Raw genomic sequence first — 16704 nt, 5'->3', positions numbered from 1 at the left:
CCCTCTATTTAGAGATTACTCGGTGGGTTCGCGACGTGCTTACGCCATTACGCTGATGCTGACCATATGGCTTTGATAAATATCAGCCACAAAATGTCTTATTTGCGAAGGCCCAGCAGATTCCTCACAATTCCGAGGAGACGCTTGATCGTGAAACGCCCGGCCGGACCGAAAACCAGTCCCGTCAGTGCGGTCATGGCCACTGCCTGCTTCAGCTCGACCAGCTTGCGATCGCGACGGATGCGCGCTTCGATCTCGACAGGATCCGGAATGGAACGTGCGGCAAGAAGCCCGAAAATCACGACGAACAGAAGATCAATACCGATGACGCAAAGTGCGGACTTCACATAGCTCAGCCCGGCGACATCAATAAAAAATGCCCACAGAAAGCCATGGAACGACAGGGCCGTGAACAGCAGAAAAACGGCTGCGACAATGCCATAGGCCACTCTGCGACCGATTCGCATTGCAGAGCGGGAAAGGATCTGTCCCTGGGCGGAGAGGACATCCTGTCCGAGATCGATGGGCTTCATGGAGATGGTTTGCCTCTTCTTCAGGACGGGGCCGGACGAGATGCCGTCCGCCCCCCGCCTGGAAAGACCCGGGCTATTACTTGGAGAAACGTCCGGCGAAGAAACCGACAACGGCCGAAATCAGGACGGCTGCAATCGGACGCGCCCGTACACGCGTCGAAACATTTTCCAGCTCATGATCCGTGATTTTGCGGGCATTTGCAACGGCATGGTCCGTGCGGTCGGCAGCATCCAGCAGAGCTGGGCTGATACGATTGTCCAGCAGTTCCTGCAGCTGGGTCCGCAGACTGTCGATTTGAGCCTGTGTGGTCTCGGTTGCAGCTTCAACGTTGTCCTTGACGCTTTTACGGCTCATGTTCAAACCCCTTCTAGAATATCAGGCCAGATCTGTTCTGACCCGATTTTGTTTCGCCTATAACGATCCATTCTCCCAGAGGTTGCATGTCAGGCCTGTCCGGCGTTTCCCGCATGGCTCCCAAAAAGCGGAGCGCCCGCACAGCACGGCCAGCCCCCGTGCTGGAAGTCATCGGCCTGCGAGCTGCCATCAATGCGCCGCCGGTTGATTTTTCACTACGCCCCGGCACCACGCTGACGCTGTTCGGAAACCAGCCTTCAGCCCTGTCCCGTCTGCTGGATGTCCTGGCCGGCTTCCTGCCTCATCTGGGTGGCACCATCACAGTCAGCGGCGAAAACGTGACCAGCCACGCCCCTGCAGACCGTCGGATGCGGATCGTCAGTCCGCGCGATCCGCTTTTTCCGCATCTGGATCTGCGTGACAATGTTGCGTTCAGCCTGCGTGCAAACCGTCAGAACAAATCAGAAGCCCAGGCTGCTGCAGGACGAATGATTTCGCTCCTGGGGTTGGATGGTGTTGCGGGCCTGCGTCCGGCAGAGCTGACCGCCGAACAGTCCCTGCGGGCCCGCCTCGCCCGCGCGCTGGTGGCATCGCCAGACATTCTGCTGCTGGATGATCCGCTTCATGCACTGGATCCTCGTGCTGCCCGCCGCATCTCGCTGCTTCTGGCCACGCTCTCACGCGCCCTGAACCTCAGCGTGATCCATGCTGTCTCCCGCCGCGAGGACGCCCTGCGTTCGGGCGGAGAAATTGCCGTCTTTCAGGACAGCACGCTACTGCAATGCGCAGATGCGGCAACACTCTACGATCGTCCGGCCTGCGTCGAGGTTGCGACCCTGTTTGGTGAAACCAATACCCTGACAGGTCAGATCCTGGATATCGGCGATGACGTCGCCCGGGTCCAGCTGGCCTGCGGCGGAATTGTGGATGCCATGGCTTCCGAAGACCTGACCGAAGGGCAGGAATGTCTGGTCTGTGTACGCCCTGACCGGATTTCACCTTTTTTTGGCTCACAGGGACTGGGCATGGATGAAGACGGCGATGTCCCCGTTCGTGGTATCCTGACCGACAGCATCCATCTGGGCGATCATATCCGCATGCGGGTCCGCTGCGCCGAGGGTACGGAGATCGAACTGCGCCGCCCCCCGCTGCAGGCCCAGAAGATCCCTGCATCCGGCACCGCCGTGCAGCTTGCCTGGCCTGCCGCTCATGCGACGGTCTTCCCGCCCGGCACCGGGATGTATTAAAGTGCGCCCGTTCCTTTCCCGATTAATCCAGTTTCCGAGGATCCTTTCGTTCTGACCCGGTCCGCCTTCCCTTTGCGACATGTCCTTCGGACACATGATCGGGTCGCCCGCAGGAGCCGCCTGCGTACAACGTGTCTCTGCGCGTCTCTGATCCTGTTCGCACTGCCTCCCGCAGGCTACGCTACGTCCACACATCCGGGGCATGGGTCTTCCGGCATAGGCACGTTTTTCACATCTGTTGGCCATGGCATCACATCTGTTTTCCTGCCAGGGTCAGCATCCGCGCACAGCCATGCGCGATCACATCACCACCGCAAAACCGTCCGTCATCGGGTCGCTGCCCCAACAACTCCCGAACCCGGCTTTGGTGTTCCGGAAGGCACTATTGCAGCCCATGCGCTGACATCCGCGGACAACACGCTGCGACTGGTGGAATGGGATGGACGGACGTCAACACTGCAAACTGCGGCTCACGCCACGAAACCTGCATGGATGGCCGTTCTCGTGACCGGTACGCAGCTGACGCAGGCCTGTGCAGGCGGGTGGGTGCATCCGGTGGATGACAGCCCGACCTGCGGTATCCCCGGCGGCGTCAGCGACCTCGCCCTGACTTGGGACCGCTCGCGCATGGCCACGGCGCCCAGTTGGCAGGATTTCTGGGACGTTGCCCGCCACCCGGGCCGCCGAGGTCTGCATTTCGGCGCAAGGACCACGCTGGAAATTGCGCTTCTGGCTGATGGTGTTGCACCGCAGGACGTCTACACCACGCTTGCCACGCAGCCTGGAGTGGATCGCGCGTTCCGCAAGCTGGATCAGCTGCGCCCTTATATCGTGTGGTGGAACACGCCCGCGGACGCTGGACGCATCATGGAACAGAGCAGCGCACTCATGCTGAGCGCCCCCAGTACGGAAGTGACGAGCGTCAGTTCGCGGGTGCAAGCCGGTGCTGCGACATCTCTGTTCGTAGCCGGTACGCAGGACATTCTGCGTACACCCCTGTTCTGGGCCATTCCGAGCAATGTCCCTACAGACAGTGCACACCGCACCCTCGCCCAGCTCAGAATGCATGCGCCGCATCTCGAAGACATGCCCGGTCCGCTACCTCCAGATAATGCCCCTACGTTTCTGACTGTCAGTGACACGTTCTGGTCCCGGTACGGCGATGCTCTCGAACAGCAGTTCGAAACACGCTTCGGCGCGCAGACACCATGATGTCGCTTATATTGCGGTTGAACCTGCCCTCCATCCTGACGGGTCTTGTGGGGGCCTGCGCCGTGATCGCGCTGCTCATGCGCGTTCTGTCGCCCCATATTCTCAGGCGCCTTGGCCTTGTCCTGCTTCTTCCCGGACCAGGACTGGCCCTTGCACTGGCCAAAACCCATATTGGTCCGGGCTGGCTGGAAGGTGCACTTATCGCCCCGGCCGTCGTCTTTCCAATCTGTGCCACCCTGTTGACCCTGCCTCCGGGAACAACCCGGGCCGCGGTCGGACTGGGAGCCGATCTGCCGACGCGTCTGCGCCTGATCTGGTTTCCACTCCTCCTGCCATCCGCCTTTCTGTCCTTTCTCCTTGCGATCGTCTTCTGCGTCGCCTGCGCCCTGCTGGATCACCCATGAGCACCCCAACCGCCCCCTTCTGGCAAACCGTTCCTCTGGACCAAATGTCTTCCGAACAGTGGGAGTCCCTCTGCGACGGCTGCGGACGATGCTGCCTCAACAAGCTGCGTGACGAGGATACGGACGAGGTCGTTTACACGAACGTCGCCTGCCGGCTTCTGGACACCCATACCTGCCGCTGCACCGATTATGCCGACCGTCACCGCAAAGTCCCCGACTGCGTGACTCTTACACCTGAGCTTCTGGCCGAAATCGACTGGCTTCCACCCAGCTGTTCCTATCGTCTGCTACGCGACGGATTTGATCTTCCAGACTGGCACCCTCTGCGGACCGGCAATGAAAACGGCGTTCACAGTTCAGGCGCCTCGGTCCAGGACCGCTGCATCAGCGAACGCCGTGCCGGACCGCTTGAAGACCATCTGGAAGAATGGCCGGGTGAATGGCCAGACCGTTCCCCGCTCTGTCACGCCCTGAAGAAAAGCAAAGGCTGAAATCATGCTTCCCCCGACCGTTCCACTGATCTGGAAACGTTCGACACGGGCAAAGCGCATCACCCTGCGGATCGAACCTGTCCGCGGCGAAGTCATCATAACGGTTCCGGATCGTGTCAGTCGGGAGCGAGCACTGGCCTTCGTCCATCAACAGACGGAATGGATCACGAATGCTCTCACCGAACTGCCAGAAAAGCAGGCACTGACAAACGGTTCGCAGATCATGATCGAAGGGCATAGTGTCGCCATTCTTCATGAACCCGAAGCCCGGCGCGGCTGCTGGCTGGACGAAAATGGACTTCATGTCAGTGGTGACGCCTCCCACACCACACGCCGTATCCGTGATTTTCTGCAGGCCATGGCAAAGGATCGCCTGACCCGGACTTTAAAAATCCATTCCGACAAAATGGATCTTCATCCTACACGACTGGACCTGCGCGACGTCCGGACCCGCTGGGGTAGCTGCACACGCCAAGGCCGCATCATGCTCAGCTGGCGCCTGCTGATGGCTCCAACAGGCATCCGCGATTACGTCATCATTCACGAACTGGCGCATCTGAAACATTTCAATCACGGCCCCCATTTCTGGGCCCTGGTCGACAGTTTTATTCCCGATGGACGCACAGGACGGCTTGCAGCAGAACGCTGGTTGAGAGAAAACGGGACCGCTCTCCTGCGTGCAGCATGAGGGCAGTGCGAGCTTGGCGGAATGGTAGACGCACGAGACTTAAAATCTCGAGTCCGAAAGGGCGTGCGGGTTCGAGTCCCGCAGCTCGCACCAGTAACCCATTGAAAAGATGGAGGAAAACGCTCTTAGACGTTGAAATGGGCGTTTATCCCATAGTCTTTCCCAGAATGGGAAAACTGACGACATGCTCCGACTCGTGGGCTCGAACTACTATTTCCGACGCGCCGTGCCGTTAGACCTGCGCCCCTTGCTGGGACGAGGCGAGGTCTCGCACTCCCTGAAAACCTCGAATAAGCTGGAAGCACGGCAGAAGGCTGCTCTGTTCTATGCCCGGACCGGGCAGTGTTTTCAGGAGATACGGCGCATGACATCAGGGGTTCCCGCAAAAACGCTCAACGCCATGGACCTCGTCAGCTTCTACGAGCAGTTCGTAAAAGACCTCCAAAACTACCACGCCGACCACATCGAAGCACTGACCATGCGCCATAAAGTGGAGACAACCGAAATGCTCTTCAGGGAAGTGGATTCTATCCAATCCACGAAGCGCTTCCTTGATGTGGTCGGTCGGTATCTCAAGGAAACAGAAGACTTCCTGCAAGGACTGCATCAGCAAGATGCCCTGAATCAGGCCGTCTCCCGGACACGGGAGACCATGCTGAGGGAAGAAATCACTGGACTGCGGAAGATGGTGGTCGAGATCAAAGGAACTCTGCCACAGGAACGTCTTCCTCCGCCTCAGGCCGATGACGCAGAAATGCGTCTTCCAACGCCGACAGTGTCGCCTCCTAAAAAAACAGCGCATAGCCTCATCGCAGACTATCAGCATCATGGTCCAGCGCTTCATCCTGAACGACACCAGTAAAAGTGCCGACACTCTTAAAGGTACGAGAACGACTGTGGACCTGTTCGTCGAAGCATTTGGGGATCTCCCGGTCACTCAGATCACCGGGACAACGGCGGGCGACTTCAAGGACCTGCTGCTAGGTCTGCCAGCCACGCACGGGAAGGCAAAGAAATGTCTTCCGATCCGGGACGCGGTGAAGGTTGCGAAAGAACAGGGCCTCAAAACGCTGAGCGGCAAAACGGCGAAGAACCATTTTTCCCGGATGTCCGCGCTCTGGTCCATTCTCGTTCAACGCGAGATTGTGTCCAAAAATCCATGGATGAAATGGTCGTTCAACACAACGAAAGAAACGGACCGCCGCTGCTGGACCGATGAGGAACTGGTTCTTCTAAGTAAGGCGCAATGGGAGCATCGCGGTATTTCACAGCGCACCTATGCAGGCATGGTCAATATTGCCCTTTATACCGGCCTGCGCCTGGGAGAAATCTGCAATCTGCGCTGTCAGGACATCGAAAACGTACAAGGCGTGGCCTGCTTCCAGGTCCGCCCCCATCCGGAAGAGGGCTGGTCTCCAAAATCAGCGGCCGGAATCCGGCTGGTTCCGATCCACTCCCAACTGATCAGGGCAGGCATCCTGGAGTTTCTGAAGCCCGACCAGCATTTTCTGTTTCCCGATCTAGCCACGTCAACAAGCGGAGTCCGTGGTGCTTCCTTCGGGCAGGCGTTTTCAAAACTGAAAACGAGGCTCGGCCTTCCGGCTGAGATCACGTTTCACAGTTTCCGGCACACGGTCTCGACGAAGCTCCGCAATCAGGACGCGAGCTTCCGGGAGCTCTGGATCGACCGGGTTCTGGGGCACGAAGCCTCTCACCGCAGCCAGGGCACCATGAACTACACCAGTTCCATCGACGTCCGGAACCTCCAGAGCGTTATCGAAGCCCTCGACTTCCCAAGTTTCTCAATGGAAATTCCAGACACCTGAAGGCAGCGATGGGGGGAATGCGACTGTCTGCTATCCGTGCTCAAACGTAAAATAATAGACGTTCTTACTCGTCTAAAATGTGTGCCGAACGATATTAACGCCTTCGTCTAGCATAACGGTGACAGCGATCACCCGGCTTCACTTGTAACCTTTGCGAGCTCCAATGTGCGTTGCGCTCTCCAGCGTTAAAGCATTCGGGAGCGAAGGCTCACCTAATTTTCTCATCCAGAAGTGCTATCGCGTGTATCCGGTTTGTACGGAAATGACGAAAGCCCTGCCTCAGCTTGCACTAGGCGATCAACATGCACGTGATGTCCGAATATCCACTAATTCACACGACTACGCGCTCGACGACATATTGATAACCGTCAATTATCACCCTACGGTTTTCAGCAATGGAAGAGCAGGCGCGCCCCATCCTGAAAACCTTATTCGCCAAGAGTTCCTTGATCCTAATGGCTTGTCCATCACCATTGTCACTCAGGTACAACCGTCAGACTCTCTGCAATGTCCTGAATAATCGGTCCGATATTTCGCAGGAGGTGACGCTACGCCTTGAAAAAGCATTCGGCACCTCCGCTCTGTCCTGGATGTAACGGCAAATGAACCACGATCTGGAAACGGTCATGGCCCGCGCCCATGAGATCGAAGCCCGGTCATTTACAACGCCCCACTCATGCACATGAACCACGCGACAATTACAGTAGGCAGCAAGTGATCACAGGCACAATCAAAACCCAGATCGACCAGATCTGGAACGCGTTCTGGTCCGGCGGGGTCTCCAACCCGCTTTCCGTGATCGAACAGCTCACCTTCCTCATGTTCATCAAGCGGCTCGACGACCTCCAGACGGTCGAGGAGCGCAAGTCAGAAGACCTCGGCCTCCCCATCGCCCGCCGCATCTTCCCCGAAGGCGCCGATGACAAGGGCGAGCCCTACGACAATCTCCGCTGGTCCCGCTTCAAGCATTTCGAAGCCCGAGAGATGATGCGCATCGTGGATGAGCACGTCTTTCCCTTCCTGCGCCAGCTAGGTGAGGAAGGATCGTCCTACGGCACCCACATGAAGGACGCGCGGCTCGGCTTCTCCAACGCCAACCTGCTGGCCAAGGTCGTGCAGATGCTCGACGACATCCCCATGGACGACCGCGACACCAAGGGCGACGTTTACGAGTACATGCTGGGCAAGATCGCCAGCGCAGGCACAAACGGCCAGTTCCGCACCCCCCGCCACATCATCGAGCTGATGGTCAACATCATGAAGCCCCAGCCCGGTGACACCATCTGTGACCCGGCGGCGGGCACCTGCGGCTTCCTCGTGGCGGCGGGAGAATACCTGCGCGACCACCACCCGGAGATGTTGCGAAAAAAGGAAACCCGCGACCACTTCCACAACAGCATGTTCCACGGCTTTGACTTCGACGCGACCATGCTGCGCATCGGTGCGATGAACATGACCCTGCATGGGGTCGAGAACGCCGATGTCTCCGACCGCGATAGCCTGGCCGAGGAGCATGGCACCGACGCGGGCGCCTATTCCCTGATCCTCGCCAATCCGCCCTTCGCCGGATCGCTTGACTATGACACCACGGCCAAGGACCTTTTGAAGATCGTCAAGACCAAGAAGACCGAGTTGCTCTTCATGGCGCTGTTCCTGCGGCAGCTTCGGATTGGCGGGCGCGCGGCGGTGATCGTGCCGGACGGGGTGCTCTTCGGTTCGTCGACCGCTCACAAGGACATTCGTAAGATGCTGGTCGAGGATCACAAGCTCGACGCTATCATCAAGCTGCCATCGGGCGTCTTCCGCCCTTACGCCGGTGTGTCCTGCGCCATCGTAGTCTTCACCAAGACCGGCGTCGGCGGTACGGAGGGCGTGTGGTTTTACGACATGACAGCGGACGGTTTCAGCCTCGATGACAGGCGCACCCCGCTGCTGGATGTGGAGAAGCTCGGCGGCTGCCCGGCGCATACGCTGACGGACGAGGAACATGCGAAAAACAACCTGCCCGACATCCTCGCCCGCTGGGGAGATCGGGACGCCGAGGCCACGCGGCCCCGCACTGCACAGAGCTTTGTCGTGCCCGCGGCGGACATCATCGCCACCGGATCATGGGACCTGTCGCTGAACCGCTACAAGGAGATCGAGCACGAGGAGGTCGCCCACCCCGCCCCCGCCGAGATCATCGCCGAACTGCGTGCTCTGGAGGCCGAAATCGCCGAGGGTCTGGCCCGGCTTGAGGGGATGCTGGGATGAGCTGGCCTACAGCAACGCTCGACAGCATCTCCGAGGTGGTTCGAGGAGTCACCTTTAGCAAAGCCGATGCGGAAAGTGATCCGAGAAAAGGACTTTTGCCAGTTTTGCGTGCAGGCAATATCGCCGAGACGCTGAATATTGAGTCAGACCTCGTTTACGTTGATCAAGGGCGCATTTCGGAGAAGCAGAAACTTCGCCCGAAGGACATTGTCGTCTGCACCTCCTCTGGCAGCGCCTCTGTGCTTGGGAAAAGTGCGATGTTGGGGCAAGAGTGGCAGGGTTCATTCGGTGCGTTCCTTGCGACCGTCAGAACTGACTCGCATGTCGCTGATCCTGACTTTGTAGGTCACTACCTTCGGAGCCCCCGCTTTCGGGCGTGGGCTAGCAACTCAGCAGGTATCGGCATCAAGAACATCCGAGCTTCTGACCTCAAGAAAGTCGAAATCCCCCTCCCGCCGCTGGAGGAGCAGAAGCGGATTGCGCGGATACTGGATCAGGCAGCAGAGCTCTGCCGCCTCCGCACCCGTGCCCTCGACAAACTGAGCACCCTCGGACAAGCCATCTTTCATGAGATGTTTGGGGACCTGATTGATGCAGCTCACGCGTCACCAGAAGTAACCCTTTACGACATCGTGAACCCCGAGCGAGGCATCTCTTACGGTATTGTTCAGCGCGGCACGGAGGTCGACGGCGGGGTGCCGGTTATCCGGATTTCAAACCTGTCTGGCGACCGGTTTTCGGCTGACAGCGTTGTGCGCACCTCACAAGAAATTTCTTCAGGTTATAAGAGAACGCAACTTGAAGGCGGGGAGATAGCAATTTCGATCCGTGGGACAGTTGGGAGCGTCGCTATTGTCCCGAGCACAGCAAAGGGCTGGAATATATCGCGAGAGGTAGCACTGGTTCCGCTCAAGGACCCCCAGTATGCGGGTTTCATTTGGGAGCTACTTCGGCATAAAATGTCTCAACGATTCATCAAAGGTGAAGTTCGGGGAGTAGCACAAAGTGGGATCAACCTGGCCGACCTTCGCCGCCTTCCAGTACCGGCTAATTATGCTGAGATGTCTAAGCTATGGCTGGAAAGAGCTACGAAAATCTCCGAACTTTTAGGGCGGGGAGAGGTCACCTATGAGCGGCAGAAAACCCTCTTCGCCTCCCTCCAGCACCGCGCCTTCAAAGGGGAGCTTTAATGCGCGGTGAGTTTCTGGGGGTCCAAGGCCTGCTGATGGCCGAAATCTTCGAACCTTTGTTCGAGTTCATTGAAGAGAACGAAATTGAGGTCGAAGACTTGTGGCTGGATATCCTGCAGTCGGCGTTGCCAAGGCCGATGCCGCCGGTCGCCCCGACATACCAATCGTACAACAACGACGGTGAGCTGCACCTGCCGGAGGACCTTGAGGCGCGGGCAACCTACGAAGCGTCTCTCGAACGACATCAAGTCAAGCTGGAGACCTACATGGATGCCTGTACAGACGACAGGCTCGCGCGGGATTACATCCGCAACTTTTTCGACGGCGCGCCATCGGAACATGCCATCGTCGAAACTCTGGAAAAGTCCTTCAACCCCGTTAACGATGCCGGTGGCGATCAGCTGTCAAACGCCTACTTCGTAGCCGTCCAGACTTTCATCGAAAAGTTCAGCCTTCGCTACGACGTCCGCCGACCGTCCTATAACCGCCGAATGTCGATCTATCCGACACTCCCGGGCATGTTCACAAAGATGCTCCGGGAGATGAAAGCAGCAACGGATCAGGATCCTTATCTGGCCGATTTTATGTCAGCTTTTGAGGAAACGATCATTGACCTGCGGGATGAGCGGTCTCCGACCCGGATCAAACGCTGCGTCGCCGCGCAATTCAACCTGCTGGAGGCACTTCTATCCCAGCATCCGGATGTACTGGCTTTCAATGCGGACGTAGCTAGCGGAGCCCGCAGGGGGAATGAAGTAAATACTTTTGGTGCGATGTGCGACACGGCGCAGGTGTGGCCTCATGCTGCTGTTTTGAACTCAGCAAAAGAACTCTACCGGTTTGCCTCAGATTATCCCGGCATCAGGCATGCTGGCCGCCCGAGGAACCGTAAGCGTGAAATTGATATGCGTGACTTGCTGTCTATGTCCGTCGTCCTCACAGGGCTTTTCCCTTACGTGAATTCGACTACTGATCCCGAAAAAATTTATTTGGGTTGAAGATTAGATGACCACCAGTTTTACCAGTGCTACCGAAAGCCATGCAATCCAAAAGGGCATGCGTCAGCTCGTGACCACAGGAGCCGATTTCTCTCTTGGTCAAGCTAGTCTTGGTGAAACGGAATTCGATCTTAAGGGGGCTGATACATGAGCCAATTCAGTTTTCTGTCAGCAGACTTTCCAGCCCTCTTTAAAACGGCCAGCAAAGCCGAGACACACGCGTTATCCGACCCGCGGGGAGCCTGCTTCTGGGCACGGCTGACGCTAGAGACGGCGCTGAAATGGCTCTACCGGACAGACCCGGCGCTGCGAACCGTATACACCGACACGCTGGCCGCGATGATTGCAGAGCCAAGCCTGGAGGCGCTGACCGGACCGGCCATCGTCATCAAGGCCCGCTACATCAAGGACCAGGGCAACCGCGCCGCCCATGACACCGGCAAGCCACTGAGCGCCTACGACGCCAGTGCCTGTGTCCGCGAGCTGTTCCATGTCTGCTACTGGATTGCCCGAACCTACGCAAAGATCAAGCGCCCGGACCCGGCGCTGACCTTCGATGCTGGGAAGTTGGAGAAGTCGCTGACAATCACCGCCAGCACCGTGGCGCAGATTCAGAAGATTGAAGCGGACATCAAGGCCGAGCGCAAGCGCGCGGCGGAGGCCGAAGAAGCCCTTCGTACTTCTGAAGAGGGACGCGCCAAGCTGGATGCGGAACTAGCCGCCGTTCGGGCTGAGATGGCCGCACTGCGCAAGGCCAACAGCACGGTGCAGGACGACCACGACTACGGTGAGGCCGAGACCCGCGACAACTTCATCGACCTGCTTCTGAGCGAGGCGGGCTGGCCTCTCGATCAGGAGCGGGACCGGGAATTCGCCGTGACGGGCATGCCCAATCAGAGCGGTGACGGTTACGTCGACTACGTGCTCTGGGGCGACGACGGGAAGCCGCTGGGTTTGGTCGAGGCCAAGCGGACCAAGAAAGACAGCCGGACGGGGCAGCAGCAGGCGAAGCTGTACGCTGACTGTCTGGAGAAACGATACGGTCGCCGCCCGGTGATTTTCACCAGTAACGGCTATGAGCACTGGATCTGGGACGACCAGGCCTATCCGCCGCGACGGATCTCGGGGTTTTTGAAGAAGGATGAGTTACAGCTGCTCTTGCAGCGTCGCGAGAACGTCCGCCCCTTGGCGAAAGTCGATGTAGACCCAGAGATTGCGGGGCGCCATTACCAGCAGCGGGCCATTCGCCGTGTGGGGGAGGCCATCGAACGCGACGCTCAGCGCAAGGCCCTGCTGGTCATGGCTACGGGCAGCGGCAAGACCCGGACCGTCATCGCCCTGATTGACCAGCTGATGCGAGCCAACCGGGTGAAGCGCGTGCTGTTCCTAGCAGACCGGATCGCGCTGGTGAAGCAGGCACACGGAGCGTTCAAGACGCATCTGCCCTCGACGCCCTCGGCCAACCTGCTTGAGCGACACGACACCAAGAAGAATGACCACGCCGGAGCGCGGGTCTGCCTATCGACCTATCCGACAATGATGGGGCTGATCGAAGAGAGCAAAGGCGGCGAAAAGCGTTACGGCCCTGGTCATTTCGACCTGATCGTGATCGACGAGGCGCACCGGTCGGTCTACCGCAAATACAGGGCGATTTTCGATTACTTCGACAGCCTACTGGTTGGTCTGACCGCGACACCGCGCGATGAAATCGACAAGGACACCTATTCCCTGTTTGGGCTCGAGAAGGGCGTGCCAACCGACGCTTACGACCTCAATGATGCCGTGGGCGATGGTTACCTCGTGCCGCCGACCACCATCTCCGTGCCGCTGAAGTTCCAGCGCGACGGCATCGACTACGATCAGCTGACCGACGAAGAAAAGGAAGCTTGGGACGCCATCGAGTGGGACGAGGACGGCACAGTGCGGGACCGCGTCGAAAGTGCCGACCTGAACAAGTGGCTTTTCAACAAAGACACGGTGGACAAGGTGCTGGAGCACCTGATGTGCAACGGGATCAAGGTCGAGGGGGGCGACCGGCTGGGCAAGACGATCATCTTCGCCAAGAACAGCAAGCACGCCCGGTTCATCGTCGACCGCTTTAATGAGGCCTATCCATACTACAAGGGGCAATTCGCCCAGCTGATCGATTACAGCGTCAGCTACGCCCAGTCGCTGATTGACGACTTCTCCGAGGCGGACAAGGCTCCGCACATCGCGGTTTCGGTCGACATGCTTGATACCGGCATCGACGTACCCGAGGTCGTGAACCTCGTCTTTTTCAAGATCGTTAGGTCCAAGACCAAGTTCTGGCAGATGGTCGGTCGAGGCACCCGTCTGTGCCCCGATCTGTTCGGGCTAAGCAAGGACAAGCAGCAGTTCGTCATCTTCGACTACTGCCAGAACCTTGAGTTCTTCCAAGAGAACCTTAACAAGACTGATGGCCCCACGGCCAAACCGCTAGGCGAGCGACTGTTCGGCGCACGCGTCGAACTGATTGAGGCCTTAGCAGACGCTGGCGAGCCGCACGAGGCGCTGATCAAGGACATCAAAACGCGGCTCCATGACGAGGTACTTGGCATGCCACTGGACAACTTCATCGTCCGGGCCAAGCGGCGGAGTGTCGAGAAGTTTCGCGCCCCGAAGGGCTGGGACAACTTGACCCTCGACGACCGGTTGACGCTGATCGAGGAGATCGCCGGGCTGCCAACGGCCTTTAAGGATGGCAACCTGCCCGCAAAGCAGTTCGACCTGTTGCTTTTGACCACACAGTTAGAGCTGCTGAAGCAGACCGGAGCCTTCACCCGCCTCCAGAAGCGGATCATTAGCTTCGCTTCAGCGCTGGAAGGCATCGACAACGTGCCTCTCGTGGCGAAGGAAATGGAGCTGATTCTCGACATTCAGACTGACGCCTTCTGGGAAGACATCACACCGGAGATTCTGGAGATGGTGCGTCGACGCCTCCGTCACCTGGCTGAGCTCATCAAGCCTGTGGAGCGCAAGGTGGTCGTCACCGACTTCGAAGATGACATCGGCGAAGGAACCGAGGTTACCATGCCGGAGGTGGGCAGCGGCGTGGACAAGGCGCGCTTCAAGATGAAGGTCCGTCGCTTCATCGACGATCATCGTAACCACATCACCTTGATCAAGGTCCGCCGAGGTGAGCCCCTGACTAAGCAGGATCTCGAAGAACTACAGCGCATAATGATCGAGCAGGAGGTCGCGAATGATACCCTCATCGCTGCCCTCGACAAGGAAGGAGGTCTCGGACGCTTCTTGCGATCATTGACTGGCTTGGACAAAGCTGCCGCGAAGGAGGCTTTCAGCACATTCGTGGGGCTACACCAGTTGAACGCCGACCAGACCGAGTTCCTAGACTTGGTTATCAACAGTCTGACGGAGGCTGGTTATGTCGACCCGGCCAGCTTCTATGAGAGTCCGTTCACCGATCTGGACGACATGGGCATCGCCGGTATCTTCAACCGAGATCAGGCTAAAGAGATTATTCAGATTGTGAGAGCTCTGAACGACGCTGTTGCTGCATAGAAATCTACCCATCGAAGTCGGCTTACGGGAACGTCGCTTACGGACAGAATGTCTGGGATGAGGCGAAAGTAGTCGAATGCTTACTCATTTCCTATGGAGATGGAGAGGACCTACGGGAAGCCATCTCCTGTAACGCCATGGGTTGAAGCGACCGATTGACGCCAGCACGATGATCGGACGGCGGAGAGACAGGAGTGTTCCTGTCGTAAAAACGATCCAGTTCCCTCAATGCCATCTGGAACTGCCCTTTCCGTTTCAGATCTCTGACCGCCAAACGGATATCTTCAGGGATCTGACGCGGAAGCCGGGCCAGTCGCTCAAGCCGGGCAACCGTATGCCGGGCCTGATCACAGTCCGGCATACGCTCCGCATGCCATTGGGCAATAATCTGGGCCCGTTTGTGTTCCGCCTCACGGCAGCGATCCTTAATCCAGATGCGACGGGTTTTCTCGTTCAGCAGTGTCTGGAGCAACTCGCGTCGGTCTTGCAGATAGTCCTGCCATGTCATTTCCCGTTCTGTGGGAACCGGGATCTGGATCGGGTCAGGTTTCTGGCTGCTCAGTCCCAGATGATAAAAGAATGAACTGTACGAGATACCGAAGGATCTCGGCCAGCTGGGCCAGCGCCTGGCGGTACTGTGCCTCCGCCTCAGATATCCTGCTCTTCCGGGAGAACAGGCCTTTCCGGGCTTCCAGCTCATCCAGTCTCTGTCGCGCCTGCGCAACGGCCAGATTGGCTTTTTCCAGTCTGGTCCACCCGTCCCTCATCATTCGCAGGATGCATTCAGTCTGGATATCCAAAGGACTTTCCGGCCCGTAGCGCCGTTCCAGCGGATGTCGGGCATTCAGGACAGTTCGGGCAGCCTGCATCTCCTGTTTCCAGTCTTGCAGATAGATCTGGAATCCTTCGCTGAACTGTTCGGCGTGCCGAGAGGAGCCGATGGACGGCAGGCGCTTTCGGAGAGCATCCACTTCTCTCTGTGCATGGTCGTGGAGCCTTTGCCGGTCCAGTACAGACAGTGGAGCTGGCGGAGCCCAGATCAGGTCTTCGTTTTCCCGTTTCCGCTCCCCCCGCTGCTGGTGCCGGGTTTCGCGTCGTTCCAGGCGTTTGACGATGGGTCGAAGATCCACAGGTGATGGTCTTGCCGCCTCTTCTTCCAGCAGAAGACGGAAATCTTTCATGCGTACTTTGGTCAGTCGTGTGAATGACCCGATCAGCATGCCATCCTCTGTTTCGATGACATGGGCTTCCCGTCGCCGGTCTGTCCGGTCTCCTGATCGCATGCGCCAGTTTTTCTTGGCCAGCAGCTGGCGGAACGTCTTCAGGTCATTTCCGGACTTCTCCCAGAACGCCATGATCTCGTGTCTCGCTGCTGGAAGGTCGAAACCCTGACGTTCCGTCATCCTCCGGGCCTGCGATGTGTAAGCAGAGACTGGAGGTGCAGAAATGTCTTCCGGAACTAGGGCAGCAATCCTGTCCGCCGCCTCAGGATTTCCGGCTTCCCTCAAGGCCTTCGCGATCGCTTTATCATGACGGCCGGAGACGAGGTCATGGCCCAGCCGGAGTTCTTCCAGTCGGGCAATCTTTTCCAGTCGCTGCCATGTAAATCTACTGCTGAGAACATGATCGTCCTGCCATTCAGGAAGAAGCAGGTGGCCATGTGTGCCGCCATCCTTTTGATGGATGACCAGTGTCAGGCGCTCGGGGTCAGCGCCCAGTTCCCGACAGATCTGGTTGGCGAAGTGGGTCAGTTGCCCATCACTCATGTATTCGGATGGATTGAAGGCAATATGACGTAGGCCGTACCGGATGCCCTCACGCCGTGCTTCCTTCATCCAGTCCTTCAGGAGATAGTCACTTCCTACAACCAGCCGGATGGCATCATTTTTCGGACCCGACAGGACATGTCGTGAGACGGCCTGATGTCCGCTCCTGGTCTTGATCCGGCTTTCCTGCACAATCAT

15 protein-coding genes and 1 tRNA gene are annotated in these 16704 nt (G+C 58.2%); 13 read left to right on the top strand and 3 right to left on the bottom strand.

The window, feature by feature from the left end:
- Nucleotides 1-98: 98 nt before the first annotated feature.
- The gene (locus GRO01_RS10050; protein WP_062511397.1) at nucleotides 99-533 is read right to left on the bottom strand and encodes a hypothetical protein; all 435 of its coding nucleotides are present in this window, start codon (nucleotides 531-533) and stop codon (nucleotides 99-101) included.
- Nucleotides 534-609: 76 nt separating this feature from the next.
- Nucleotides 610-888: a hypothetical protein gene (locus GRO01_RS10045; protein ID WP_062511395.1), complete on the bottom strand. Its 279-nt coding sequence runs from the start codon at nucleotides 886-888 to the stop codon at nucleotides 610-612.
- An 86-nt stretch (nucleotides 889-974) separates the two neighbouring features.
- Here GRO01_RS10045 and GRO01_RS10040 point away from each other — a divergent pair, with 86 nt between their 5' ends.
- The 13 genes from GRO01_RS10040 to GRO01_RS09985 all read left to right on the top strand — a co-directional run bounded on the left by GRO01_RS10040 (nucleotide 975) and on the right by GRO01_RS09985 (nucleotide 14740).
- On the top strand, nucleotides 975-2135 hold the full coding sequence (locus tag GRO01_RS10040) for an ABC transporter ATP-binding protein (RefSeq protein ID WP_062511393.1): 1161 nt from the start codon (nucleotides 975-977) through the stop codon (nucleotides 2133-2135).
- A 72-nt stretch (nucleotides 2136-2207) separates the two neighbouring features.
- A complete protein-coding gene (locus GRO01_RS10035; RefSeq protein ID WP_141306979.1) occupies nucleotides 2208-3347 on the top strand; it encodes an extracellular solute-binding protein in 1140 nt (379 codons plus the stop codon).
- Nucleotides 3344-3751 carry a hypothetical protein gene (locus tag GRO01_RS10030; protein ID WP_062511392.1) on the top strand — a complete coding sequence of 136 codons (408 nt, stop codon included), beginning with the start codon at nucleotides 3344-3346 and terminating at the stop codon, nucleotides 3749-3751. The genes GRO01_RS10035 and GRO01_RS10030 overlap by 4 nt, the downstream gene beginning before the upstream one ends.
- Nucleotides 3748-4242, top strand: coding sequence for a YcgN family cysteine cluster protein (locus tag GRO01_RS10025; RefSeq protein ID WP_062511390.1), 495 nt, complete (start codon nucleotides 3748-3750; stop codon nucleotides 4240-4242). Before GRO01_RS10030 ends, GRO01_RS10025 begins: the two co-directional genes overlap by 4 nt.
- Before the next feature lie 4 nt (nucleotides 4243-4246).
- Nucleotides 4247-4930 (top strand): M48 family metallopeptidase, encoded by a 684-nt coding sequence (locus GRO01_RS10020; RefSeq protein ID WP_062511388.1) that lies wholly within the window; start codon nucleotides 4247-4249, stop codon nucleotides 4928-4930.
- Nucleotides 4931-4937: 7 nt separating this feature from the next.
- A tRNA-Leu gene (locus tag GRO01_RS10015) sits at nucleotides 4938-5023 on the top strand.
- A gap of 91 nt (nucleotides 5024-5114) precedes the next feature.
- Nucleotides 5115-5792: a DUF6538 domain-containing protein gene (locus GRO01_RS13610; RefSeq protein ID WP_231490462.1), complete on the top strand. Its 678-nt coding sequence runs from the start codon at nucleotides 5115-5117 to the stop codon at nucleotides 5790-5792.
- Nucleotides 5758-6756 carry a tyrosine-type recombinase/integrase gene (locus GRO01_RS13605; protein WP_231490460.1) on the top strand — a complete coding sequence of 333 codons (999 nt, stop codon included), beginning with the start codon at nucleotides 5758-5760 and terminating at the stop codon, nucleotides 6754-6756. Before GRO01_RS13610 ends, GRO01_RS13605 begins: the two co-directional genes overlap by 35 nt.
- Before the next feature lie 714 nt (nucleotides 6757-7470).
- Nucleotides 7471-9009: a type I restriction-modification system subunit M gene (locus GRO01_RS10000; protein ID WP_062511385.1), complete on the top strand. Its 1539-nt coding sequence runs from the start codon at nucleotides 7471-7473 to the stop codon at nucleotides 9007-9009.
- Nucleotides 9006-10199: a restriction endonuclease subunit S gene (locus GRO01_RS09995; protein ID WP_083541440.1), complete on the top strand. Its 1194-nt coding sequence runs from the start codon at nucleotides 9006-9008 to the stop codon at nucleotides 10197-10199. The genes GRO01_RS10000 and GRO01_RS09995 overlap by 4 nt, the downstream gene beginning before the upstream one ends.
- Nucleotides 10199-11197, top strand: coding sequence for a hypothetical protein (locus GRO01_RS09990; protein ID WP_062511384.1), 999 nt, complete (start codon nucleotides 10199-10201; stop codon nucleotides 11195-11197). The genes GRO01_RS09995 and GRO01_RS09990 overlap by 1 nt, the downstream gene beginning before the upstream one ends.
- Before the next feature lie 7 nt (nucleotides 11198-11204).
- The gene (locus tag GRO01_RS13340) at nucleotides 11205-11348 is read left to right on the top strand and encodes a hypothetical protein (protein ID WP_156053228.1); all 144 of its coding nucleotides are present in this window, start codon (nucleotides 11205-11207) and stop codon (nucleotides 11346-11348) included.
- Nucleotides 11345-14740 (top strand): DEAD/DEAH box helicase family protein, encoded by a 3396-nt coding sequence (locus tag GRO01_RS09985; RefSeq protein ID WP_062511383.1) that lies wholly within the window; start codon nucleotides 11345-11347, stop codon nucleotides 14738-14740. Before GRO01_RS13340 ends, GRO01_RS09985 begins: the two co-directional genes overlap by 4 nt.
- Before the next feature lie 542 nt (nucleotides 14741-15282).
- On the opposite strand, the gene GRO01_RS13600 is transcribed toward GRO01_RS09985, so the two are convergent.
- The gene (locus tag GRO01_RS13600) at nucleotides 15283-16704 is read right to left on the bottom strand and encodes an HlyD family secretion protein (protein ID WP_231490458.1); all 1422 of its coding nucleotides are present in this window, start codon (nucleotides 16702-16704) and stop codon (nucleotides 15283-15285) included.

The organism is Gluconobacter roseus NBRC 3990, from assembly GCF_006538885.1.
Taxonomy (GTDB): domain Bacteria; phylum Pseudomonadota; class Alphaproteobacteria; order Acetobacterales; family Acetobacteraceae; genus Gluconobacter; species Gluconobacter roseus.
Note: the sequence above shows the minus strand (reverse complement) of the source record. Positions and strands in the feature narration are given on the sequence as shown.